Genomic DNA, 24,276 nt, shown 5'->3' with positions numbered 1-24,276 from the left:
ACGCTGAATCGAGGAAGCCATGAACACCACGGGTCCGCAACTGGACCGCAACGTCCCGGCCCTGCTGGTCAAGGTGGGCCGCTATCCGCAGCACCACGGCGGCCTCGGTCTGGTCCGTTCACTGGCCCGCTGCGGCGTGCCGGTGTACGCGATGGTGGAGGACCGGTTCACCCCGGTCGCGCTCTCCCGTGACCTGACCGCCCGGGTGGTGCGGCCCAGCACCGGCCTGGAGCCGCCGGAGCAACTGCTCTCCACCGTCCTGGAGATCGGTGCGGCGATCGGCCGGCCGACCGTCGCGATGCCGACCGACGACGAGGCGGCGCTGCTGCTGGCCGAGCACGCCGAGCGGCTCAGACCGTACTTCCTGCTGCCCGAGGTGCCCGCCGGGATGCCGAGGCTGCTCGCGAACAAGGCAGGCCTGTACGAAAGTTGCGTTGCCGCCGGGGTGCCCACCCCGCGCGCGTGCGCGCCCGCCGACCGGGCCGCGCTGATCGAGGTGGGCCGTGACTGGGGCTATCCGCTGATCCTGAAGAACCTCCAGGCGTGGACCAGGCTGCAGGCCCCGGTGGTCGGGCACAGCACGCTGGTGCGCAGCGAGGCCGAGCTGCTCGCACTACTGCCCCGCGACGGTGAACTCTCGGTGCTGGCCCAGGAGTACCTGCCCGCCGAGGGCGGCGAGGACTGGATCACCGAGCTGTACTGCAGCACCGGCGGGGAGGTGCGGATGGTCTTCACCGGCCGCAAGCTGCGCTGCTGGCCGCCGCAGTGCGGCATCGCCACCCGGGTGGCGGCGGTGTGGAACCAGGAACTCGCCGATCTGGCCGAGAAGTTCTGCCGTCACCTCGGGTATGCCGGGCCGGCCGACCTGGACTGGCGGCTGGATCCGCGTGACGGGCGGCTCAAGCTGGTCGACTTCAACCCCCGCATCGGGGCGCCGTTCCGGGCCTTCGAGAACACCGCCGGCGTGGACGTGGTGCGGGCGATGCACCTCGACCTGACCGGGCGCCGGATTCCCGACGGGGAGCAGTGCGAACCGCGCACCCTGGTGGTCGGCCACCTCGACCTGCCGTCCGTGCTCAGCTGGACCGGCACGAATCGCCGGCTGCCCTCGGACGTGCTGCCGCACCGCGGCATCGAGCGGGCCTGGCTGCACGCGGACGACCCGTTGCCCGCGGTGGTCGAGGCGGGCCGGTTCGCGGGCACGGTGGCCCGCAAGCTCGCCGGGGCGGTGCGCGGCGCGCGATAGCAGGACCGCGGACCCACCCGGCCCCAACTTGCTTGGCAGCCGAACCTCTTGACATATGGTCATGTGCAGGCCAAATTTGCGGGAACCCCCACACTCCAGGAGTCCCGCCGTGCAGACCTCACATGCGATGCACAAGTCCCTCGTCGCCCTGGCCGCCACCGCCCTGCTCGGTGGCGCGGGCGCGCTGGCCGGCGCCGCGCCGGCCCAGGCCGCCGCGCCCGCGGTGACCGTCAACTACGCCGGTACCGTCGCGCTCGACGACTGTTCCGGTTCGGTGGTCCGGCTGCCGAACTCCGCGCCCACCGACCCGGCGCTGGTGCTCACCAACGGCCACTGCCTGGAGACCGGCATGCCGGGCCCGGGCGAGGTGATCGTCGACCAGCCGTCCAGCCGGACGTTCACGCTGCTCAACGCGACCGGCCGGGGCGTCGCCACGCTGCACGCGGCCAAGGTCGTCTACGCGACGATGACCGACACCGACGTGACGGTCTACCAGCTCAACACGACCTATGCCTCGATCAAGTCGCGTTACGGGATAAGCCCGTTGACGATCTCCGCCGACCACCCCACGGCCGGCGACCCGATCAAGGTGGTCTCCGGCTACTGGAAGACCACGTACTCGTGTTCGATCGACGGTTTCGTGTGGAACCTCGACGAGGGCGACTGGGTCTGGAAGGACTCGGTCCGCTACACCTCGACCTGCAACACCATCGGCGGCACCTCGGGCTCGCCGGTGATCGACACCAACACCGGTCTGCTCGTCGCGGTCAACAACACCGGCAACGAGAACGGCGAACGCTGCACGGTGGACAATCCGTGCGAGGTGGACCAGAACGGCAACGTCACCGTTCACCAGGGCACCAACTACGCCGAGGAGACGTACCTGCTGGACGCCTGCTTCGACCCGGGCAACCAGCTCGACCTCTCGCTCGCGAACTGCACGCTGCCGCAGCCCCAGTAGTAGTAGCACTGGCAGTAGCAGCCGGGTTGGTCCGGCGGTCGCCGCAGTGGCCGCCGGTACCTGACGAAGCGCCCGGCGATCTGACGCAGTCGGCGGCGGCTTCGGCGCACAAGGGCTATCGGCGGGCCGGGTCCGGCAGGCTGACCGAGTGGATATCAGTACGTACCGGATGGTTGTCACCAGTGGGCACGACTACGTGGCCACCGGCTCGATAGCCGACGAGCAACTGCGGGCCTGGCTGCGCGAGACCAAGCGCTACGACGCCGACGCGATCGACTCGATCGACGAGGGCCGCACCACGATCGCCGAGGGCGTCCGGCTGGACAGCGACTCGGAGGCGAACCGGCACGGCGCCTACTGCCGCTGGCGGCTGCGCGAGAGCGTGCCCGGCGGGCTGTGGCAGACCACGCTGGTGGTCCGGTCGCGGACCAGCTGCGACACCGACGACCTGCCGTGGATCCGGCTGGAGGTCGACCACCTGCCCGCCGACCCGGCCGAGCGGCCGCAGCGCGCCAACACCCCGCGCCTGGCCGCCCGGCTGCTCACCGCGCTGACCGCCCGGGACGGCCTGGCGCTCGTCACCCCGCAGCCGACCGAGATCGGGCCCGGCGAGGTCGACGGGGTGGTCGCCGAGCTGACCGATCCGCGCCGCCGGCTGCCGATCGTGGTGGTCAGCACGCCGGGCGGCGCCGAGCCGGCCGACTGGCTGAAGGGCACCGCCGAGCCGCTGCTGCGCTACCTGCCGGGCCTGGCCGTGCCGTACGTGCTGACCGAGCAGGCCGAGCCCGAGTTCAACCGGCGGCTGGCACACCACCGGGTCTCCGGCGGCGGCGTGCGCACCTACCTGCCCGGCGTCGATCCGCTCTCGCGCGCGGACGGCTACCGGCACCCGGCGATGTCCCGCAACACCCACACCGAGGACCCGGCCCGGGCCGCCCAGCTGCTGGTCCGGCTGCCGCACCGGCTCGCCGTGCGCTCCCCGCTGCCGCCCGCACTGGCCGCGATGCCCGCGCTGCGCACCCGCGCGGCCGGGCAGGACGCCGCCACCGAGCTCGACCGGCTGCGCGCCGACAACGAGACGCTGACCGGCCTGCTCGACGAGGCCGAGCACGAGGAGCAGTCCCGGCTCGCCGAGATCGACGACCTGCGCCAGGAGCTGCGGGACAAGGAGGAGCAGGAGTTCGAGCTGGCCGTGGAGCTCGACGACCGCTCCGAGGAGCTGCGCCGCACGGCGGCCCAGCTGCGCGAGCTCCAGCGGTACATCGGCAGCAGTGGCAGCAGCGGCGAAACGGCCGCGCCGGCGGCCCTGCAGGCGGCGGCCGCGCAGCTGGCGCAGACCGCGCAGCCGGTGGCCGCGCCGGGCAGCTTCGAAGAGCTGCTGGACCGGTTCGACGAGCTCTCCGCGCTGCGCTTCACCGGCAGCCCGCGCCCGACCCTGGAGCTGGACAGCCAGGCGCTCAGCGCCGACTGGGTGAACACCGCCTGGGACGCGCTGCTCGCGTTGCAGGACTACGCGGCGGCCCGCCGGTCCGGCACCACCGAGGTGCGCGACTTCGGGCAGTGGTGCAGGGAGACCCCGCAGGGCGCGCACAAGTTCCCGCCCGGCAAGGTGGTGCGTGACGAGTCGACCCAGACCGCCGCCCGCCGGGTCTGGCGCCAGCAGCGCACGTTCCCGGTGCCGACCGAGGTGGACCCGGCCGGTGAGGTCTACATGGGCGCCCATCTGCGGATCGGCACCGGCAACAGCAAGGCGCCGCGGATGCACATCTACGACGCCACCGGCCAGGGCGGCCCGCTGTACATCGGCTACCTCGGCTCGCACCTCAGCAACACACTGAGCGCCAAGCTCTGACGGTCCGTCAGGACGTCGTAGTACCGAGCATCCGCAGCACCAAGGCCCCGTAGCGCTCGCCGAGCTGCTCCGGGGTCTCGGTGCTGCGCTCGTTGTACCAGCGCGCCACGTCGATGCCGAGCGAGGTGACGGCGCGCGCGGCCGTCCGGCTCTCCGGCACGTCGAAGAGCCCGGCCGCGACGCCGTCCTCGATCACCTGCTTGACGGCGTCCTCGATCCGGCGGCGCAGCTCGGCGACGACCGCGAAGTCCTCCTCGGGCAGCGCGCGCAGCTCGTAGTTGACGATCCGGCCGACCGTGTGGCCGCGCGCGTGCCAGGCGGTGAACTCCTCGACCAGCGCGCGCATCCGGCGCACCGGGTCGTCGTTGCCGGCGATCGCCTGCTCCACCAGCGCGAGGGTCGCGGCGTGGCCGTGCCGGCTGATCTCGGCGAGCAGCGCGGCCTTGGACGGGTAGTGGATGTACAGCGCGGCCGGGCTCATGCCGGCCGCCGTCGCGATGTCGCGCGTGGTGGTGGCGTGGAACCCGCGGGTGGCGAAGGAGTCCACGGCGGCGAGCAGCAGCCGGCGGGCGGCCTCGGGTCTCTCCCCGGGCCACAGTTCGGTGCAGTGCTGCTCAGTGGTCATATCGACATCCTTGCACGGGGGACTCGGCGGCTGTTGACAGTGTCGCCCCAGGCCAACATGCTAAGCAAGCGCTTAGTTACCGACGAGTTCCCGTCGTGGCCGCCGGCGCCGGCCGGTGCGCGGTGCGGGAACGGTGGAGAGGGGACGGTCATGACACCGTCGTTCAAGGGGCAGGTGGCGCTGATCACCGGCGCCAGCCGGGGAATCGGCCTGGGCATCGCGCGGGAGCTGGTGAGCCGCGGCGCCAAGGTCTGCCTCACGGCACGCGGCGCCGAGGCGCTGGCCGAGGCGGTCGCCGAGCTGGGCGGCGAGGAGGTCGCGATCGGGGTGGCCGGCAAGGCCGACGACCCCGCGCACCAGGCGGCAGCCGTCGAGGCGACGATCGCCGCGTTCGGCCGGCTCGACCACCTGGTCAACAACACCGGCATCAACCCGATCTTCGGCCCGGTGCTGGACACCGACCCGGCCGCCGCGGCCAAGATCCTCGCCGTCAACGTGCTCGGCCCGCTGGCCTGGACCCGGCTCGCGCACGCGGCCTGGATGGGCGAGCACGGCGGCTCGATCGTCAACGTCTCCTCGATCGCCGGCCTGCGCACCTCGCCCGGCATCGGCATGTACGGCGTCAGCAAGGCCGCGCTGAGCCGGCTCACCATGGAGCTGGCCGGTGAGCTCGGCCCGGACATCCGGGTCAACGCGGTGGCCCCGGCCGTGGTGAAGACCAAGTTCGCCGAGGCGCTCTACCTGGGCCGCGAGGAGGAGGCGGCCGCGCCGTACCCGCTGAAGCGGCTCGGCCTGCCGCAGGACGTCGCGGGCGCGGTGGCCTTCCTGCTCTCCGACCAGGCCGGCTGGATCACCGGCCAGACGCTCGTGGTGGACGGCGGCGTGACCCTGGGCGGTGGCCTGTGACCGGCGCCCCGGGCCGTCACGCCGGTCAGGGCGTGGTGGTCACCGGCGCCGGGCGCGGGATCGGGGCCGCGCTCGCGGCCGCCTTCGCCGCCGAGGGCGCCCGGGTGGTGGTCAACGACCTGGACGCCGAGGCCGCCGAGCGCACCGCCGCGGAGCTCGGCGCGGTCGCCCTGCCCGGCGACGCGGCGAGCCGCGAGGGCGTGGCCGCGCTGATCGGGGCGGCCCGCGCCGAGCTCGGCCGGATCGACGTCTACTGCGCGAACGCCGGCGTCGCGCCGGGCGGTGGCGCGGACGCGCCCGAGGAGCTCTGGACGGCCGCCTGGGACGTGAACGTGATGGCTCACGTGCGGGCGAGTGAACTGCTGCTGCCGGAGTGGCTGGAGCGCGGCGAGGGGCGGTTCATCGCGACCGTCTCGGCCGCCGGGCTGCTCACCATGCTCGGCTCGGCGCCGTACTCGGTCTCCAAGCACGCGGCGCTGGCCTTCGCCGAGTGGCTCTCCGCGACCTACCGGCACCGCGGCATCCGGGTGCACGCGCTCTGCCCGCAGGGCGTGCGGACGAACATCCTGGAGGCGGCCGGCGAGATCGGCCGGGCGCTGATGGCGGACACCGCGCTGGAGCCGGCCGAGGTCGCGGCCGAGACGCTGCGCGCGGTCGCGGCCGAGCGCTTCCTGATCCTGCCGCACCCCGAGGTCGCCAAGTACTACGCGAGCCGGGCCGCCGACCCGGACCGCTGGCTGGACGCGATGAACCATTTGCAGCGCAAGGTGGTCGAGGGCCAGAGCTCGGAGGGCCAGAGCTCGGAGGGAGCGTCGTGAGGGCTTTTCGGGTCGGCGAGTTGGGGCTGCCGCGCGAGGTGATGCGGCCGGTAGACGACGCACCGGTGCCGCAGCCGGCGGACGGCCAGGTGCTGGTGAAGGTGCGCGCGGCCGCGGTGAACTTCCCTGACGCGCTGATGTGCCTGGGCCTCTACCAGGTCAAGCCGCCGCTGCCGTACACACCGGGCGTCGAGCTCTGTGGTGAACTCCCCTCCGGCGAGAGGGTGATCGGCAATCCGGTCGGCACCGGCGGGGCGTTCGCCGAGTACGCGCTGATGGATGAGCGGGCGCTCTTCGCGGCCCCGCCGGCGCTGGACGACGCCGAGGCCGCGGCGCTGCACATCGGCTACCAGACCGCCTGGTTCGGCCTGCACCGGCGGGCCGGGCTGCGGGCCGGCGAGACGCTGCTGGTGCACGCGGCGGCCGGTGGCGTCGGCAGTGCGGCGGTCCAGCTCGGCAAGGCGGCCGGCGCGACCGTGATCGGCGTCGTCGGGGGAGCGGAGAAGGTGGCGGTGGCCCGGGAGTTGGGCTGCGACCTGGTCATCGACCGGCGGGCCGAGGACTTCGTCGGCGCCGTGAAGACGGCCACCGGCGGGCGCGGTGCGGACGTCGTCTTCGACCCGGTCGGCGGCGACGCGTACACCGGCTCGACGAAGTGCGTCGCGTTCGAGGGCCGGATCGTGGTCGTCGGCTTCGCGAGCGGCACCATCCCGGCGCCGCCGCTCGGGCACGCGCTGGTGAAGAACTACTCGGTGCTGGGCCTGCACTGGGGCCTCTACAACACCAAGGACCCGGCCGCCGTGCGCGCCGCGCACGAAGAGCTGACCAAGCTCGCCGAACAGGGCCTGGTCCGCCCGCTGGTGAGCGAGCGCCTCCCGTTCGAGCAGGCGGCGGACGCCGTCCAGCGCGTCGCGGAGGGCAGCACGACCGGCCGCGTCGTCATCGAGCTCTAGCGTCTGACGCGCAAGATGCCCCGGGGAGCGCGCTCCCCGGGGCATTCTGCGCGCCTCAGGCCGGCAGGTCCACCAGCGTGGCCAGCCTGGCCCGGTGGTTGGCCGGGGTGCCGAGGGCGAGCTGGTCGGCCTTGGCCCGCTTGAGGTAGAGGTGGGCCGGGTGCTCCCAGGTCATGCCGAGGCCACCGTGCAGCTGGATGCACTCCTCGGCCGCCCGGACCGCGACCGTGCCGCAGTGCGAGGCGGCGACCGCGACCAGGATCGGGGCGTCCGCCGCGCCGGTCGCCAGCGCGTCCGCCGCCGCCCGGGCGGCCGCGCGGGCGCCGACGATCTGCAGCCACAGGTCCGCGAGGCGGTGCTTGAGCGCCTGGAACGAGCCGACCGGCCGGTTGAACTGCCGGCGCTCCTTCAGGTAGGCGACCGTGGTGTCCAGGCACCACTGGGCGACGCCGAGTTGCTCGGAGGCGAGCAGCCCGGCGCCGGTCAGCAGCCGGCCGGTGAGGACGGTCGGGTCCTCGGTGAGCAGCCGCCCGGGCGCGCCGTCCAGCACGACGTCCGCGAGCGGGCGGGTCAGGTCGAGCGAGGTGCGCGGGGTGACGGTGAAGCCGCTCTCCACCTGCCACAGCGCGCCGCCGGCCACCGGCACTACGAGCAGCTCGGCGGTCAGCGCGTCGGCGACCGAGGTGACCCGGCCGGTCAGCCGCCCGTTCGTCTCGCGGACGGTCGCCGGGGCATCGCCGTTGAAGGAGAACGGCACCGCCAGCGTGCCCATCCGCTCACCCGCGTCGGTCAGCACCACGCTGCCCAGCACCACACTCCCCAGGTAGGGCGTCGGTGCCAGCGAGTAGCCCAACTCCTCCATCACCACCGCCACTTCGCGCAGCGTGCCGCCGCTGCGCTCCAGCTCGGTGACGCCCAGCGCGGTCAACGCCCGCCACAGCGCCGGGTCATAGGCCGCCCCGCCTTCCAGTCGGGCGAGCACCTCGCCGATCGGGCTGTGCGCGGCGAGCAGGCCGCGCAGGCTCGCCCGCAGCTCCTCCTCGATCTCCGAGTACAACAGGTTCACCGGGACAGCTCCTTCCAGGGGACGTCCTTGTCCGTGCGCGGCTCGGGCGGCAGCCCCAGCACCCGCTCGGCGATGATGTTCCGCAGGATCTCGCTGCTGCCGCCCTCGATCGAGTTGCCCTTGGCCCGCAGGTAGCGGTAGCCCGCCTCGCGGCCGTTGAAGTCGACCAGCTCGGGCCGGACCATCGTCCAGTCGTCGTAGGCCAGCCCCTCCTCGCCCAGCAGCTCCACCTCGAAGCCGGTCAACTCCTGCGCGAGCCGGGCGAATCCGAGCTTGCCGCCGGCTCCCTCGGGGCCGGGCTGGCCGGCCGCGAGCTGCTGGCGCAGCCGCTCGCCGGTCAGCCGCAGCACCTCGGCGTCCACCCAGTGCCCGAGCAGCCGGCTGTGCAGCTCGGCGCTGCGCAGCTCGGGCCGCGAGCGCCAGGTCCCGGCGACGATGCCGATCAGCCCGCCCTCGCGCGGGATCGCCTGGCCGCCGATCGAGACCCGCTCGTTGTTGAGCGTGGTCTGCGCGACCCGCCAGCCCTCGCCGACCGCGCCGAGGCGGTCGGTGTCGGGGATCCGCACGTCGGTCAGGAAGACCTCGTTGAACTCGGCCTCGCCGGTGATCTGCCGCAGCGGGCGGACCTCGACGCCGGGGTCGGTCATGTCGCAGACGAAGTACGTGATCCCGCGGTGCTTGGGCAGGTCGGGATCGGTGCGGGCGATCAGGATCGCCCAGCGGGCGGTGTGCGCGGTGGACGTCCAGACCTTCTGGCCGTTCACCGTCCAGTCGCCGTCCGCGCCGCGCGCCGCCCGGGTGCCGAGTGCCGCCAGGTCGGAGCCGGCGCCGGGCTCGCTGAACAGCTGGCACCAGACCTCCTCGCCGGTCCACAGCGGGCGCAGCCAGCGACGCTGCTGCTCGGCGGTGCCGTGGCGCAGGATGGTCGGCGCGGCCATGCCGAGCCCGATGCCGATCCGGCGCGGATCGTTGTCGGGCGCGCCGGCCGCCGTGAGTTCGGCGTCCACCACGGCCTGCGACTCGCGCGGCAGGCCGAGCCCGCCGAGCCCGACCGGGAAGTGCACCCAGGCGAGCCCGGCGTCGAACCGCGCGCGCAGGAAGTCGAGGGGCTCGACTTCTCGCGGGTCGTTTTCCGAGAGCAGTGCTCGCACCCGAGAGCGGAGCTCCTCGACGAGAGCGTCGCTCATGCCTGGTACCTCCTCAGCTCGCGGCGCGCCAGCGAGCGCCGGTGCACCTCGTCCGGTCCGTCGGCCAGGCGCAGCGTGCGGTTGCCGGCCCAGAGCAGCGCGAGCGGGGTGTCCTGGCTGACGCCCGCCGCGCCGTGCGCCTGCACCGCCTTGTCCAGGATCCATTCGACGGTCTGCGGGACCACGATCTTGATCGCCTGGATCTCGGTGTGCGCACCCTTGTTGCCCACCGTGTCCATCAGCCAGGCCGTCTTCAGCACCAGCAGCCTGGCCTGCTCGATCCGCACCCGGGACTCGGCGATCCAGTCCTGCACGACGCCCTGCGCGGCCAGCGGCTTGCCGAACGCGACCCGCTCGCTGACCCGGCGGCACATCAGCTCCAGCGCCCGTTCGGCGATGCCGATCGCCCGCATGCAGTGGTGGATCCGCCCCGGCCCGAGCCGGGCCTGCGCGATCGCGAAGCCGGAGCCCGGCTCGCCGATCAGGTTGCCGGCCGGCACCCGGACGTCCTCGAAGATCACCTCGGCGTGGCCGCCGTGGTCGCGGTCCTCGTAGCCGAAGACCGTCATCGCGCGCTTCACCGTGACGCCGGGCGTGTCCCGGGGCACCAGGATCATCGACTGCTGGCGCCGGACGTCGGCGGTCGGGTCGGTCTTGCCCATCACGATGAAGACCTTGCAGTCCGGGTTCATCGCTCCGGTGATGTACCACTTGCGGCCGTTGACGACGTACGAGTCGCCGGCCCGCTCGATCCGGGTCTCGATGTTCGTCGCGTCCGAGGAGGCGACCTCGGGCTCGGTCATCGCGAACGCCGAGCGGATCTCGCCGGCCAGCAGCGGCTCCAGCCACTGCTTGCGCTGCGCCTCGTCGCCGAACTGCGCGAGCAGCTCCATGTTCCCGGTGTCGGGGGCCGCGCAGTTCACCGCGGCGGGCGCCAACTGGATGCTGCGCCCGGTGAGTTCGGCGAGCGGGGCGTACTGCAGGTTGGGCAGCTCGAAGAACAGGTTCCACAGCCCCTGCGCCCGTGCCTCGCGCTGCAGTTCACGGATCACGGCGGGCGTCGACCAGTCCTCGTTGGTCACCAGCCGTGCCTCGGCCGGGTAGACGTGCTCGGTGAGGAACGCGGTGAGCCGCTCGCGCAGCTCCTCGGTCTTGGCATCGAAGGCGAAGTCCATGTGGTTCAGCGCTCCTTGAGTGCGGTCAGGCCGTGCTCGACGAAGAGCGGCACCAGCGAGCCGACCCGGTCGAAGCCGGCGCCGACAGTCCGGCCCTGGCTGTAGCGGAAGTGGATGCCCTCCAGCACCACGGCGAGCTTGAACGAGGCGAAGCCGACGTACCAGCCGACCGCCGAGACGTCCCGCCCCGAGCCCGCCGCGTAACGCGCGATCAGCTCCCGGCTGTTCGGGAACCCGGGGGCCAGCGCGACGCCCGGGATCACCCCGGCGAACCGCCCGGCCAGCTCGGTGTACATCGCCAGCAGTCCGAGGTCGGTGAGCGGATCGCCGAGCGTGGACATCTCCCAGTCCAGCACGGCGGTGATCCGGTCGTCCGGCCCGACCAGCACGTTGTCGAGCCGGTAGTCGCCGTGCACCAGGGCCGGCGCGGGGGAGTCGGGCAGCGTGTTCGCGAGCAGCTCGCGCAGCTCGTCGATGCCGGGCACCTCGCGGCTGCGGGAGGCGTCGAGCTGCTTGCCCCAGCGCTGCACCTGCCGGGCCAGGAACCCCTCCGGGCGGCCGAAGTCGGCCAGGCCGACTTCCTGCGGATCGATGGCGTGCAGCGCGACGAGCGTGTCGACCAGGTGCTCCGCGAGCGCCCGGACCCGCTGCGGGCCGATCGCGGCGAGCGCCGCGCCGTCCCGGTGCGCGGTGCCGTCCACGAACTCCATCAGGTAGAACGGCGCGCCGATCACCGACGGGTCCTCGGTCAGCCGCACGGTGCGCGGCACCGGCACCGGCGAGCCGTACAGCGCGCTCATCACCCGGTACTCGCGGGCCATGTCGTGCGCGGTGGCCAGCACGTGTCCGAGCGGCGGCCGGCGCAGCACCCAGCGGGAGTCGCCGTCGGTCAGCCGGTACGTCAGGTTGGAGCGGCCGCCCTCGATCAGCTCGGCCCGCAGCGGTCCGGTGCCCAGGTGGGCCTGGAGCCCGGCGAGGTCGAGTCCGGGGGGATTGTCGGTCATGGCATCCTCGGGGGGTGAGACTGACTAAGCGCTTGCTTAGCTTGCTGCCCGGACCGGGGGATGTCAACGACGAGGCCGCGCCCACCGGGAGGGTGAGCACGGCCTCGGGAGCGCGGGGAGTCAGCAGTCCGACCGCTGCCGGTGCAGGACGAAGGTCTCCAGCGGGCTGATCGCCCCGTCCGGCTGGGCGACGTTGTAGTACGTGACGTGGATGCTCGTCGTCCCGCCCGGCCGGGTGCCCGGGTCCACGGTGAACGCGGCGAAGCCGTACGAGCCGGCGAGGTCCCGGACCCCGACCCACGGCGCGTCCTCGTACACGTAGACCGGCGGCCGCTTGCCGGTGCTCGCCACCGGCCCGACGCCGGTGATCACCTTGGCCTTGGCCGGCGCGAAGAACTTGCTGTTGGTCGGGGAGGAGGTGCCGCCGCCGCCGAGCACCATGTGCACGGTGCCCTTCGAGGTGTCGATCACGTCCGTCGCGGTGGAGACCGGGTTCGGGGTGAGCGTCTCCGAGCCGGAGATCGTGCCGCGCACCGGCAGCGAGCGCTCGTAGTCGTGCTCGTGGCCGCAGACCACCAGGTCCACCTGGTAGCGGTCGAAGAGCGGACCCCACTGCTCGCGGATGCCCCGGTCGGCGCCGTTCGCGTCCGAGGAGCTGATCACGACCTGATGCATGCAGACGACCACCCAGTCGATCGACCGGTCGGCGCGCGCCTTGCGCAGGTCCTGCTCCAGCCAGGCGGCCTGGGCGCCGCCGCTGTAGCCGTGCACGTAGGCGTCACCGGCGTCCTGGTAGGCCACGTCGTCGTTCTGCAGCACAACCACGTGCACCGAGCCGACCGTGAACGAGTACCACAGGCCCGCCGTCTCGGCGTCGCCGCCGTTGCCCGGCAGGTCGAACCGGGTCTGGAAGGCCGAGTAGCCGATCGGCCCGTTGGCCTTCTCGTTCTCGTGGTTGCCGGCCGCCGGCATCCACGGGCGGAACCGGGCCGAGCGGGTGTTGTTCGCGAAGAAGCCCTGCCAGGTGCGCAGCCGGTCGGGCGAGATGTTCGCGTAGCAGAGGTCGCCGTTGAGCAGGTGGAAGAGCGGGTCGACCTGCTCGATGCCGGCCACGATGTCGGCCGAGGCGGGCGAGGCGATGCCGCTGGGGACGACCGTGTAGCCGCCCTTGCCGTCCGGCTGCCAGGTGGTGCTCGGCACCGCCTGGTCGCCGAAGCTGGTGAAGGTGAAGGCCTGGCGGCCGTGTGCGGCGGTGCGGAACGTGCCGGCGTCCGGGCGGCCGCCGTCGTGCAGCGCCGCGTACGTGTAGTACGTGCCGGGGCGCAGGTCGGTCATCCGGGCGTGGTGGGTGTAGACCGTGCGGTTGCTCGCGCCGTCCACGTAGGTGCGCGTCTCGGCCTCGACGGTGTGGCCGAAGCCGCCCTCCAGCGTGCCGAGTTGGACCCGGGGTCGGCGGACCGGGCCGTCCGTGCTCCAGGACGCGGTCATCTGCCGGGTCGGGTCGGTGCCGAAGGTCAGGTGCAGGCCCTCGACGGCCGGCGCACCGAGCGCCTCGGGCCGGGTCAGCAGCAGCGGCGAGGCCTGGCCGTCCGGCGTCGCGGCGGCGGCCGAGGGCTCGTCGGCCTGGGCCGGGGTGGCGGCGAGCAGCGGAGCGGCGGCGGCGAGCGCGGCGCCGCCGGCACCGGCGAGCAGCGCGGCGCGCCGGCTCACCGCCTGCCCTGTGACCGCCTGCCCGGTGGCGGTCTGCTCGGGGGCGGTCTGCTCGGACTCGGGGGTGGGGTTGTCCACGGGGTTGTCCACGGGCTTGTCCACGGGAACTCCTCGCACTCGCAGCGCACTCGCAGCGCTCTGGGTTCTGACGGCGGCTCAGGCTAGAGCCGCCGCCCACCGAACCGGTGAACGGCACCCGGCGCCGCCCTGAACGCTGGCGCAGGGCGTAGAGTGGTCGCATGCGCACACCGCTGCTTCCACTCGGTTGGTGGCCGTCCTAGGACGGCCGCGCATCAGTCATGCCCTGGGCCGTCCGGACGGACGGCCCGTTTCTCTGCACCGCGGGCCGCCGCCACCGGACGCGCCGCCCACCGCGCCCCTGCAGAGGAGAAACCCCGATGGCCCTGACGCTCTCCCCCTCCCGCGTGCTCACCGGCGACCGCCCGACCGGCCGACTGCACCTGGGTCACTACTTCGGCAGCCTGCAGAACCGGGTCAGGCTCCAGGCCGAGGGCGCCGAACTCTTCGTCGTGGTGGCCGACTACCAGGTGCTCACCGACCGCGACGTGGCCGACCGGCTCGCCGAGTACGTCGAGGAGCTGGTGCTGGACTACCTCGCGGTCGGCATTGATCCGGACCGGGCGACGATCTTCGTCCACAGCGCCGTGCCCGCGCTCAACCAGCTGCTGCTGCCGTTCCTGAGCCTGGTCAGCATGTCGGAGCTGAACCGCAACCCGACGGTCAAGGACGAGATCGCGCACTCCCGCCAGGCCGCGGTGAGCGGGCTGATGCTGACCTACCCGGTGCACCAGGCTGCCGACATCCTGTTCTGCAAGGCCGGTCTGGTCCCGGTCGGGCAGGACCAGCTGCCCCACCTGGAGGCCACCCGGACGATCGCCCGGCGCTTCAACTCCCGCTACCCGAACGGCGGCTCGCCGGTCTTCCCGGAGCCGGAGGCGCTGCTCTCGGCCGCTCCGCTGCTGCTCGGCACGGACGGCGGCAAGATGAGCAAGAGCCGCGGCAACGCGATCTCGCTCGCCGCGGACGAGGACGAGACCGCGCAGCTGATCCGCGGTGCGAAGACGGACGCCGAGCGGCGGATCGCCTACGACCCGCTCGGCCGGCCCGAGGTGGCCAGCCTGCTCCAGCTCGCCGCGCTCTGTCAGCGGCGCGACCCGCACGCGGTGGCGGACGAGATCGGCGACGGCGGGGCGAGCCGGCTCAAGGCCGTGGTCACCGAAGCGGTCAACGAGTTCCTGCGCCCGATCCGGCGCCGCCGGGCCTACCTGGCCGAGGACCGCGCCCACCTGCGCGCGGTGCTGGCCCGGGGCAACGAGCGGGCCAACGAGGTGGCCGACGCGACGCTGGCCGAGGTGGCCGGCGCGATGGGCATGCGCTACTGACGGCGCCCGCCCGACCTAGGGCCCGCCCGGGCTGGAGGAACCTCCAAGAGCGCCGAGAGCCGCGCGACGACCCGCGGGAGCTATTGACGAAGCGGGCGCGACTTTCTACATTCTGTGGAACGCGGAATGAACTTTCCGCATCGCGGATTTCTTGGGCCGGTCCTGTTCGCCGCAGGGCCGGTAGGTGGGCGACGGGACCGCCGTCCGCCAGGGTCGTCCCAGCGTCACCGTGCTCCGTCCCGCATCTCGGTCGCGTTCCCGGGCCCGAAGCCTCCGTAGATGTGAAGGGACACCGATGGACCGTCAGGATCTGAGTGCGGGTCAGACCGAGGCCGTCGAACCGCGCCACCCCGTGGACGAGTTGCTGCCACCGGGGCGGATGGCGGCGGTCGCGCTGCAGCACGTGGCCAGCATGTACGCCGGGGTCGCCGCACCGCCGCTGATCATCGGCGGCGCGGTCGGCCTGAACGCCGCCCAGCTGACCACCCTGCTGGCCGCCGCGCTCTTCATCGCGGGGGTGGCGACGCTCCTCCAGACCCTGGGTGTCTGGAAGATCGGCTCACGGCTGCCGTTCGTCAACGGCGTCTCGTTCGCGACCGTCTCGCCGATCCTGGCCGTGGTGGCGGCGAAGAAGGGCGCCGCGCTGCCGCTGATCTTCGGCTCGACCATCGTGGCGGGCCTGTGCTGCTTCCTGCTGGCGCCGGTCTTCTGCCGGCTGGTCAGATACTTCCCGCCGGTGGTCAGCGGCACCGTGATCACGCTGATCGGCGTCTCGCTGCTGCCGGTGGCCGGCAACTGGGCGCAGGGCGGCGAGGCCGGGGCCAAGGGGTACGGCTCGCTCGCCAACCTCGGCCTGGCCGGGCTGACGCTGCTCGTGGTGCTGCTCTTCAACCGGTTCCTGCGCGGCTTCCTGCAGCGGATCTCGATCCTGCTCGGCCTGCTGGTCGGCACGATCGCGGCGATCCCGCTCGGCAAGGTGGACCTGCACGCACTAAGTGCGCTGCCGGTCTTCGCGCTGCCGCACCCGTTCGCGTTCGGCGCCCCGCGCTTCGAGGCGGCCTCGATCATCTCGATGCTGGTCGTGATGGTCGTCTCGATGACCGAGTCGACCGCCGACATGATCGCGCTCGGCGAGGTGGTCGAGCGGCCCGCCGACGACCGCACGATCGCCGGGGGCCTGCGCGCGGACGGGCTGGCCACGGCTTTCGGCGGCGTCTTCAACGGCTTCATCTGCTCGGCGTTCGCGCAGAACATCGGCCTGGTCGCGCTGACGAAGATCCGCAGCCGCTTCGTGGTCGCGCTGGCCGGGGTGTTCCTGATCGCGATGGGCCTGCTGCCGGTGGTCGGCGGGCTGGTCGCGCTGGTGCCGCAGCCGGTGCTCGGCGGGGCCGGCGTGGTGCTCTTCGGCTCGGTCGCGGTGGCGGGCATCCGCACGCTCGGCAAGGCCGACCTGAGCAGCGGGTCGAACGCGATCATCGTCGCGGTCAGCCTGGCCTTCGGGATCTTCCCGATCGCCTACCCGACCTTCTACCAGGCGTTCCCCGAGCAGATCGGGACGGTGCTGCACTCGGGCATCTCGGCCGGCTGCCTGCTCGCGATCGTGCTCAACCTGCTCTTCAACCACCTGGGCCGGGGCCGCGAGGTGCCGCCGGCGTACGTGCCGGAGGCGCAGATCGCCGCGCTCGGCCGGGTCGAGGCGCTCGCCGAGCACGACTGAGCCGGCGCCCGGCATGCGGGTGGCCCGGACGCCACCGTCCGGGCCACCCGCACGACCGCCGGGGATCAGGGCTGCTGGAGCACGTCGAGCTGGTTGCTCGCGTCATCGACGAAGTAGACGCGGTGGCAGTCCTCGTCCACCGCGAGGCCGAACAGCGCGCCCGCGCCGGGGAGCGTCGTGGTCGGGCTGGTGTCCAGCGCGCGCACGGCCACCTGCTCGCCGTGCGGCGTGGTCTCGACCAGGTTGCCGTCCAGGCCGTTCACCGTGAGGATCTCGTCGTGCGGCGCGATCGCCAGGCCGAGCGGGCCGTTCAGGTTGCCGCCCGAAGTGACCACCCGGCCGGTGCCGGCGCTGTCGTGGCGGTGCTCGGCGTCCGGGATCGCGGTGATCCGGTTCGCCAGCGTGTCCGCCACGTACAGCGTGCCGTTCTCGCCGAGACCGACCCCGGTCGGGCCGATCACCAGCGCGTTCGGGTCGGTCCGCTGGCCGAAGCCGTCGCCGATCACGGTGGTGCCCACCCGGTGCGGCGGGCCGTCGTGGTCGCGCTTGAGCGTGATCCGCAGCACCGTGCCCCGGTCCACCTCCGAACCACCGCCGGCCACCGTGCCGTTCAGCACGTTCGTGACGAAGAGCTCGCTGACGTCGTCATGGCTGACCGAGGTCATGTCCCACGGCCCGTTGATGCCGTCGCCGGTCAGCGCCTCGCGCACCTTGCCGTGGTCGTCGAGCACCAGCAGGCAGCCGGCCTGCGCGGTGGCGGCGGTGCCGTCGGCGGTGGGCAGGCTGCCGACCACCACCCAGCCGCCGGGCAGCACGGTGAGCGCGGTGGTGAGCCCGATCCCGCCGACGCAGTCCGCGGCCGGACCGCTGGTCGGGTCGATCTGCGCGAACGTGTCGAGCGTGCCGTCCGGGGCGATCTCGACCAGCGTGGTGCCGGTGCCCTGGGCGTTGGGCTTGTTGTTGAAGTTGCTGATCAGCACGTTGCCCCGGTGCAGCCGGCCCGAGTCGTGCTTGATGAGGACGGTGCCGTACGGGTTCTGGTCGCCGTTGCCGGGGACGGTCGAGCCGACGGTGGCGACCGTGTTCAGCGGGCCGACGAACGGCTCGCGGGCAGCGGCCGGGGAGGCGGCGGCGAGCCCGAGCGCCGCCGCGGCGGTGACCGAGAGCGCGGCACGCAGCCGCAATGACAGAGGGTGAGTACGCATGACGCCACGTTAGGTCGGGCCTCGCGCGCGCCGCACGGTGGCGTGGGCCAGTAGGGGCCTGTCCTGGTGGTGCGTCAGCCAGTGGCCGCGGCCTGGTCGCGCAGTTCCTTCAGCCGGGCGACGTCCGCGACGTGCCCGAAGCCGGGTGCGGCGCTGCGGTCGGGGGTCTCCAGGATCAGCGGCACGCCGGCCGTCGCGGGGTGCGCGAGCAGGTCGCGGAACGGGTCGGCGCCGATGTGGCCGTCCCCGATGTTGGCGTGCCGGTCCTTCTTCGCGCCGGCCACGTCCTTGGAGTCGTTCGCGTGGATCAGCCGCAGCCGCCCGGGGCCGATCGCGTCCTCCAGCACCGCGAGCGCCTCGGCCACGCCGCCGGGCGCGGCCAGGTCGTGCCCGGCCGCGAACGCGTGGCAGGTGTCGAGGCAGACGCCGACCCGCGGGTGGCGGTCCAGCGCGTCGGCGTACTCGGCGAGCTCCTCCAGCCGGGAGCAGAGCGAGCGGCCCTGGCCGGCGGTCGGCTCCAGCAGCAGCCAGGGGGCGTCGTCGCCGAGCCGGTCCAGCTCGTCCAGCAGCGGGCGGACGTCCGCGCGCACCTGGGCCATCGCCTCGGCCCGCCGGGAGCCGCCGTCCGGCGCGGTGCCGACGGCGGAGCCGGTGTGCACGACGACCCCGAGCGCGCCGATCGCGTGGCCGCGCAGCAGCGAGTGGCGCAGCGAGGCGGTGGAACGCTCCCGGGTGGCGGGGCTGTCCGAGCCGAAGTTGATCAGGTAGGGGGCGTGCACGTAGGCGGGCAGGCCGCGCTCGGCGCAGGCCTCCCGGAACGCCGCGTCGGCGGCCGGGTCGCCGGCCGGGGTGGCCCAGCCGCGCGGGTTGGCCACGAAGACCTGGACCGCCTCGCCGCCGATCCGGTCGTTGTACGCCAGCCCGGTGCCGACCAGCCCTCGGCCTGCCACCGGGACGTGGGCACCGATCGGATTGCGTGCAGCTGCAGTGTTCACCTGGTTCACCTGGAGAGGGTGCCACAGGCCGGGTACGCGAAGGGGCCGCCCCCTCCCGAAGGAGAGGACGGCCCCTGGGCCCTGGCTGCCTGCGGTGCAGGTCAGCCGATGGTGTAGCTGTACGGGATCGCCGCGAGGACGGAGCCGCTCAGCTGGAAGCCGCTGTTCGCGGTCGCCGCGCCACCGGGGCCGGAGACCAGGTACAGCACGCCCTGGACCTTGCTGCCCTTGGCGCCGGTCGGGGTCACGGTGACCTGCAGGCTGCCGGTCGCACCGGGCTGCAGGACGACCGGGCTGACCGCCGGGGCCGAGGCGTTGTACGCCGCGGCGAACGGGTCACCCGTGGAGGAGCTCACCGCGGCGTCGAACGCCAGGGTGTGCGCCGAGGCGGACAGCGTGGAGTTGCCGGCCGGGGCGCCGGCCGCCGGGAACGGGCCGATCTGCTGGACGTAGGTGCCCCAGAAGCCCGAGCCGAGCGGCTGCGAGGAGCTGCCGACGGCCTTGACGACGGAGACCGTGTTGCCGTTCTGCGCGCTCTTCAGGTCGCCGAACAGGTCGGGCGAGCCGGTCGGGCCGCTGAACTCGAACTGCGCCGGGGTGGTGGAGGCCGCCACACCGGTCACCGAGTCGGTGCCCGGCGGAACCAGGTAGGCCGGCACCACGGTGCTGGTGGTCATCGGCAGCGCGATGCTGGCCGAGGCGCCGATCGGGACCAGCGGGACGTCCACCCGGTTGTTCAGGCGGGCGTCGGTCTGCACCTGCTGCACGGCGGCGGTGTTGTTGGTGTAGTTGACCGTCACCGAGACCGGCTTGCCGGCGGCGAGCTTGGTCGAGGTGCTGTTCGGCAGGCCGGGCGCGGTGGCCACGTCCTGGTCGAGACCGACGGTGCCGGTGAACGGCTGGGTCAGCTCGGCACCGGAGACCGGGTTGAGCACGACCAGCACGAAGCGCCAGCGGCCGGCGGCCGGGTTGACCGCGGTGGCCGAGACGCCGGCGGTGGTCGCGGTGATGTTGCCGTTCGCGTCCAGGACGGCGTTGCTCTCGCTGTCGATCGGGGTGCCGTTGGGGCTGATCAGCACACCCTGCATGATCAGCTTCGGGTCCTGCGCGACGGTCAGGCCGACCCGCAGGTCCTTCTTGCCCTTCGGGACGTCGAACGCCCAGGAGTTGGACTGCGCCGGCGAGGCGTCACGGGCGTTGCCGCCGGTGATGTTGCCGGTGAAGGTGCCGGTGTCGCCGTTCAGCGTGACCAGGCTGCGCAGCACGGCCGGGACGCTGGTGGTCTTGCCGTTGGAGCTGGAGATCACGACCGACTCGCTGGCGTCGCCGCCGGCGGCCGGGGTGGTCAGCTGGACGTGCAGGGTCTTGCGCTGACCCGGCTTCAGGTCGGTGACCTGCGGGCTGACGGCGCCGGCGGGCACGGCCCGCTGGGTGGCGGTGTCGAGCTGGACCGGGCCGGTGAAGCCGTTGGCGCCGGCCGGCGTGTAGAGGATGCCGGTCCAGGTACCCGGGGTCGGGTTCGGGACGTCGACCAGGCCGAAGTTCGGCGAGACCGGGCCGCCCTGCGGACGGGTGTTGGTCTCGTAACGACCGGACGGGTCGAGCAGCGTCAGGCGGACCACCGGGGTGACCGTGTTGCTGCCGGACTTCTGCGGGGCGCCCTGCCACGCTATTGACGCCGCAAGGCGGTCGGCGCCGGCGGGGACGTTGAACGTCACCTTGTGCGAGACCCACGGAGCGCCGTTGGTGGCGTAGGAGAACTGCGGGTCCGTCGAGGAGTTGATCTGCACCGTCTGCTGCGCGTCGGCCAGCGGCGCGAAGGTGCGCGTCGAGGCGGAGACCGTCTGCGGCTGGTTGCTCGTGTTCACCACGTTGACGTTCGCGGTGTGGGTCGAACCGGGCTGGCCGGTGATGTCGATCTGACCCGTGGTCACCGCGACGGTGCTGCTGCCCGCGCCGCCGCCCGGCACCTGGTACGCCTTGGCGGCCTCGGCCGCGCCGCGCACGTTCAGCAGACCGGCGCCCTGCTCCTGGGCCGGCAGGCCGAGGTCGGTGGCGGTGCCGGTGAGGAAGCTCTTGACCAGCGCCGGCGACGGCGAGGCGCCGTCGTGGCCCTCGCGGTAGGCCTGGATCACGACGGCCGCGGCGCCCGCGGTCATCGGAGCGGCCTGGCTGGTGCCACCGAACGGCTGGATCGGGGTGCCCTGGCCGTTGAAGTTGGTGCACTCGGTGTAGATCGAGACGTCGGGCGAGCAGAGCGCCCAGTCCGACTCACCGGGGGCGACCAGGTCGACGGTCCGGCCGGCCTGGGTGATGCCGCCGGAGGAGAGCGCCGAGATCCGGTTGTCGGCCCAGGTCCCGTTCGAGAACTGGAACGCGCCGTAGCCGGTCTGCGCGTAGTTCTGGTTGTCCGTCGAGGCCCCGGCGGAGATGATGTTGGGGTCGGTGGACGGGGTGCCGATGGTGCCGTTGACGCCGGCGTCGCCGGAGGAGACGGTCACCGTGACACCGGCCTTGGCGGCCATGTCGTTGAAGAGCGAGATGGTGTCGTGCGCGCCGCTGTCCGGGACGATGTTGCTGCCGAAGGACTCGTTCAGCACGTCCACGTGCGCGACGGTGACCGCGTAGTCGATCGACTGCAGGATCGCCGAGTTCGGGAACAGGTTCCCACCGGCCTTGAGCGCGACCAGCGAGGCGCCCGGCGCGATGCCCTTGACCGTGATGTTGCAGCCGGCCGGCAGCGGGTGGGTCGGGTTGACGAACTTCGAGACGTCGTAGACCTGGCGGCCCTGGGCGATCATCGCCGAGGCGTCACCGAAGGCCTCCGCCGCACCGCTGGGCGCGAAGAAGCCCTGGCCGGAGAAGTCCTTGTAGTCGACGACGGCGTGCGAGCCGTCGGCGCGGATGAAGTCCGGGTTGTTCGGGTCCAGGCCGTCCGCGATGTAGGCGACCTTGACGCCGGTGCCGTCCGCGATCTCGTTGCCGCCGGGCTGGCCGGCCGAGCTCTGGGCGTGCGTGGAGAAGAGCGCCTCGGGCTCCAGCAGGGGCTTGCTCGGGTCGGACGGGCAGACCGCGTTCGGGTCCTGGAAGCCGTCCGTGGTCGAGCCCTTGGCGACGTTCGCCTTGGCACCGCCGGCCGCCGGGGCGGTCGGGGCCTTGGCGGTCGAGTCGGCGGCGGCCGGGGCCTTGGCGGCGGGGTCCGCGACCTTGATGGTCTCGTCCGCGACGACCGAGGCGACCGCGGGGTCGGCCTCGAGCGCGGCGCGCAGCGCGGGGCTCACGGTGGCGGAGAACGCGTTGCCCACCACGAAGCTCTTGATGTTGCTGCCGCCGTTGGCCTTCACCTTGGCGAGCAGCGGGGCCTGCGAGGAGGCGGCCTGCTTCTTCCGGTCGTTCAGGTGGCCGGAGTCGGCGGGGGCGCTGGTGAGCTGGTCCTTCATAATCACGATCACCGCGGCCGGCGCGCCGCTGTCCGAAGCCGCGAGGGCGTTCGGAGCGGGGACGGCCGGGGCGCCGTTGGCACTGGTCCCGAAGGCCAGGACCAGGGAGGCGGCGGTGAGGGTGACGGCTGCAAGCTGCGGTTTACGCCAGCCGATCATGAACATCCCTTCGTCTGATTAAGACGTCAGGGGGCGCCAGGTCGCGCGTTCCGGGGTCGGACGCACGTGTGCTTCTGGAACGCCCGTCCCGACAAGCCCCCGCATTCCAGCGCATCGGAACCCCTTGCGACAAGGGGTTGATGACCATGAACACGGCAGTTGAGCGGAGTTGATCGTCCGATAGACGGACAATCGCAGATGGGAGGGGATGAAGGGGCCGCGCCGCGCCGGATGCGAAGTATGAAGATCGTAATAATGCATGACACTAAATCAACAAACGCGTACCAGCGGCCGATCCGGATATACCCACCGGCATGGACTTCCACCACGCCAGCACCGTCCCCGACGCCCTGCGCCGCTCGGCCGTCCGGGCGCCCGACCGGGTCGCGCTGCACTTCGAGGGCCGCGCCTGGACCTACCGCGAGCTCGACCGGGCGGTGAGCCGCGCCGCCGCCCGGCTGCTCGACCACGGCCTGCGCCCCGGCGACCGGGTCGCCGCGCTCGGCCGCAACTCGGACGCCTACCTGATCCTCTTCCTCGCCTGCGGCCGGGCCGGCCTGGTGCACGTCCCGGTGAACTACAACGCGACCGGCGCCGAACTGCACTACTTCGTCGAGCAGTCCGGCAGCGCCGCGCTGCTGCACGACGCGGAGTACGCCGAGCTCGTCGCGGCGCTGCCGGCACTGCCCGCGCTGCACCACCGCTCGACGCTGGAGCGGCTGCTGACCGAGGCCGCCGAAGGCCCGGTGCCCGAGCCGGCCGTGACGGTCCGTGACGAGGACCTGATCCAGCTGCTCTACACCTCCGGCACCACCGCCGCGCCCAAGGGCGCGATGATGACGCACCGGGCGCTGCTGCACGAGTACGTCTCCTGCGTGGTCGCGCTGGACCTGCGCGAGGACGACCGCCCGCTGCACGCGCTGCCGCTCTACCACTCCGGTCAGCTGCACGTCTTCCTGCTGCCGTACCTGCTGCTCGGCGCCGAGAACCGGCTGGTCAGGGCGCCCGAGCCGGGCGACCTGCTGCGCCGGATCGCCGCCGAGCGGATCACCAGCTTCTTCGCCCCGCCCACCGTCTGGACCGCGCTGGAGGCGCACCCGGACTTCCACCGCACCGACCTGAGCAGCCTGCGCAAGGCGTACTACGGCGCCTCGATCATGCCGGGGCCGGTGCTGGAGCGGCTGCGCGCGGCGTTGCCGGGGGTCGGCTTCTACAACGCGTTCGGCCAGTCCGAGGCCGGTCCGCTGACGGCCGTGCTGCGCCCCGAGGAGCACGAGCGGCGCCCCGCCTCGACCGGGCGCACCGTGCTCTTCGTGGAGGCCAAGGTGGTGGACCAGGACGGCGCCGAGGTCGGCCCCGACGAGATCGGCGAAATCCTCTACCGCTCACCGCAGTTGTGCACCGGCTACTGGGAGAAGCCGGAGGAGACCGCGGCTGCCTTCGAGGGCGGCTGGTTCCACTCCGGCGACCTGGTCCGGCGCGACGCCGAGGGCTACCTGTACGTGGTGGACCGGCTGAAGGACGTGATCAACACCGGCGGCGTGCTGGTCGCCTCCCGCGAGGTGGAGGACGTGCTGTACGGGCACCCGGCGGTGGCCGAGGCGGCGGTGATCGGCGTGCCGGACCCGCGCTGGATCGAGGCGGTGACCGCGATCGTGGTGGCCCGCGGCGAGCTGGCGGAGGACGAGCTGCTCGCCTACGCGCGCGAGCGGCTGCCCGCGTTCAAGCTGCCCAAGCGGGTGCACTTCACGGACGCGCTGCCGAAGAACGCCTCCGGCAAGCTGCTCAAGCGCGAGCTGCGGGAGTGGCTCACCGGGTCCGACCGGCTCTGGGAGTCCTGACGGCCGCTGTTCT

18 protein-coding genes are annotated in these 24,276 nt (G+C 72.8%); 9 read left to right on the top strand and 9 right to left on the bottom strand.

Annotated elements, in window-relative coordinates:
• The first annotated feature begins 19 nt into the window (after positions 1-19).
• From AC060L_RS22650 to AC060L_RS22640, 3 genes are all read left to right on the top strand, one after another.
• Entirely contained in the window at positions 20-1,246 is a 1,227-nt protein-coding gene (locus AC060L_RS22650; protein WP_483800686.1) for a carboxylate--amine ligase, read from the top strand.
• 127 nt (positions 1,247-1,373) lie between these two features.
• Positions 1,374-2,207 carry a S1 family peptidase gene (locus AC060L_RS22645; protein WP_483800796.1) on the top strand — a complete coding sequence of 278 codons (834 nt, stop codon included), beginning with the start codon at positions 1,374-1,376 and terminating at the stop codon, positions 2,205-2,207.
• 148 nt (positions 2,208-2,355) lie between these two features.
• On the top strand, positions 2,356-4,059 hold the full coding sequence (locus AC060L_RS22640) for a hypothetical protein (RefSeq protein WP_483800685.1): 1,704 nt from the start codon (positions 2,356-2,358) through the stop codon (positions 4,057-4,059).
• A gap of 7 nt (positions 4,060-4,066) precedes the next feature.
• Here the strand turns inward: AC060L_RS22640 and AC060L_RS22635 are convergent, their stop codons facing one another.
• A complete protein-coding gene (locus AC060L_RS22635; RefSeq protein ID WP_483800684.1) occupies positions 4,067-4,684 on the bottom strand; it encodes a TetR/AcrR family transcriptional regulator in 618 nt (205 codons plus the stop codon).
• Between the two features lie 150 nt (positions 4,685-4,834).
• Between AC060L_RS22635 and AC060L_RS22630 the strand changes: the two genes are divergently transcribed.
• Genes AC060L_RS22630 through AC060L_RS22620 form a run of 3 tightly spaced genes read left to right on the top strand, consistent with a single transcriptional unit; the run spans position 4,835 to position 7,361 of the window.
• Complete coding sequence (locus tag AC060L_RS22630) at positions 4,835-5,590, top strand: SDR family oxidoreductase (RefSeq protein WP_483800683.1); 756 nt, start codon at positions 4,835-4,837, stop codon at positions 5,588-5,590.
• Positions 5,587-6,408, top strand: a complete 822-nt coding sequence (locus tag AC060L_RS22625; protein ID WP_483800682.1) for an SDR family NAD(P)-dependent oxidoreductase — start codon at positions 5,587-5,589, stop codon at positions 6,406-6,408. Before AC060L_RS22630 ends, AC060L_RS22625 begins: the two co-directional genes overlap by 4 nt.
• Positions 6,405-7,361 carry an NADPH:quinone oxidoreductase family protein gene (locus AC060L_RS22620; protein ID WP_483800681.1) on the top strand — a complete coding sequence of 319 codons (957 nt, stop codon included), beginning with the start codon at positions 6,405-6,407 and terminating at the stop codon, positions 7,359-7,361. The genes AC060L_RS22625 and AC060L_RS22620 overlap by 4 nt, the downstream gene beginning before the upstream one ends.
• A 55-nt stretch (positions 7,362-7,416) precedes the next feature.
• On the opposite strand, the gene AC060L_RS22615 is transcribed toward AC060L_RS22620, so the two are convergent.
• The 5 genes from AC060L_RS22615 to AC060L_RS22595 form a co-directional block, all read right to left on the bottom strand.
• The gene (locus AC060L_RS22615; protein ID WP_483800680.1) at positions 7,417-8,427 is read right to left on the bottom strand and encodes an acyl-CoA dehydrogenase family protein; all 1,011 of its coding nucleotides are present in this window, start codon (positions 8,425-8,427) and stop codon (positions 7,417-7,419) included.
• Positions 8,424-9,614, bottom strand: coding sequence for an acyl-CoA dehydrogenase family protein (locus AC060L_RS22610; protein ID WP_483800679.1), 1,191 nt, complete (start codon positions 9,612-9,614; stop codon positions 8,424-8,426). The genes AC060L_RS22615 and AC060L_RS22610 overlap by 4 nt, the downstream gene beginning before the upstream one ends.
• Positions 9,611-10,789, bottom strand: a complete 1,179-nt coding sequence (locus AC060L_RS22605; protein ID WP_483800678.1) for an acyl-CoA dehydrogenase family protein — start codon at positions 10,787-10,789, stop codon at positions 9,611-9,613. The genes AC060L_RS22610 and AC060L_RS22605 overlap by 4 nt, the downstream gene beginning before the upstream one ends.
• A gap of 5 nt (positions 10,790-10,794) precedes the next feature.
• Positions 10,795-11,793: a phosphotransferase family protein gene (locus AC060L_RS22600; RefSeq protein ID WP_483800677.1), complete on the bottom strand. Its 999-nt coding sequence runs from the start codon at positions 11,791-11,793 to the stop codon at positions 10,795-10,797.
• Between the two features lie 120 nt (positions 11,794-11,913).
• Complete coding sequence (locus AC060L_RS22595) at positions 11,914-13,605, bottom strand: purple acid phosphatase family protein (protein WP_483800676.1); 1,692 nt, start codon at positions 13,603-13,605, stop codon at positions 11,914-11,916.
• A gap of 296 nt (positions 13,606-13,901) precedes the next feature.
• On the opposite strand from AC060L_RS22595, the gene trpS reads away from it, so the two are divergent.
• Both trpS and AC060L_RS22585 read left to right on the top strand, forming a co-directional pair.
• Positions 13,902-14,906, top strand: coding sequence for a tryptophan--tRNA ligase (gene trpS / locus AC060L_RS22590; RefSeq protein WP_483800675.1), 1,005 nt, complete (start codon positions 13,902-13,904; stop codon positions 14,904-14,906).
• 295 nt (positions 14,907-15,201) lie between these two features.
• Positions 15,202-16,623 (top strand): nucleobase:cation symporter-2 family protein, encoded by a 1,422-nt coding sequence (locus tag AC060L_RS22585; protein ID WP_483800674.1) that lies wholly within the window; start codon positions 15,202-15,204, stop codon positions 16,621-16,623.
• A gap of 65 nt (positions 16,624-16,688) precedes the next feature.
• Here AC060L_RS22585 and AC060L_RS22580 read toward each other — a convergent pair whose 3' ends face one another.
• From AC060L_RS22580 to AC060L_RS22570, 3 genes are all read right to left on the bottom strand, one after another.
• Positions 16,689-17,828, bottom strand: coding sequence for an NHL repeat-containing protein (locus tag AC060L_RS22580; protein ID WP_483800673.1), 1,140 nt, complete (start codon positions 17,826-17,828; stop codon positions 16,689-16,691).
• A 74-nt stretch (positions 17,829-17,902) separates the two neighbouring features.
• Positions 17,903-18,823: a deoxyribonuclease IV gene (locus AC060L_RS22575; RefSeq protein ID WP_483800672.1), complete on the bottom strand. Its 921-nt coding sequence runs from the start codon at positions 18,821-18,823 to the stop codon at positions 17,903-17,905.
• Between the two features lie 101 nt (positions 18,824-18,924).
• Positions 18,925-22,422, bottom strand: coding sequence for a S8 family serine peptidase (locus AC060L_RS22570; RefSeq protein WP_483800671.1), 3,498 nt, complete (start codon positions 22,420-22,422; stop codon positions 18,925-18,927).
• A gap of 314 nt (positions 22,423-22,736) precedes the next feature.
• Between AC060L_RS22570 and AC060L_RS22565 the strand changes: the two genes are divergently transcribed.
• Positions 22,737-24,263 (top strand): fatty acyl-CoA synthetase, encoded by a 1,527-nt coding sequence (locus AC060L_RS22565; protein WP_483800670.1) that lies wholly within the window; start codon positions 22,737-22,739, stop codon positions 24,261-24,263.
• Positions 24,264-24,276 lie beyond the last annotated feature (13 nt).

It is taken from the genome of Kitasatospora sp. NEAU-69 (genome assembly GCF_057158765.1).
This window is presented reverse-complemented; position numbering and strand designations above follow the sequence as displayed.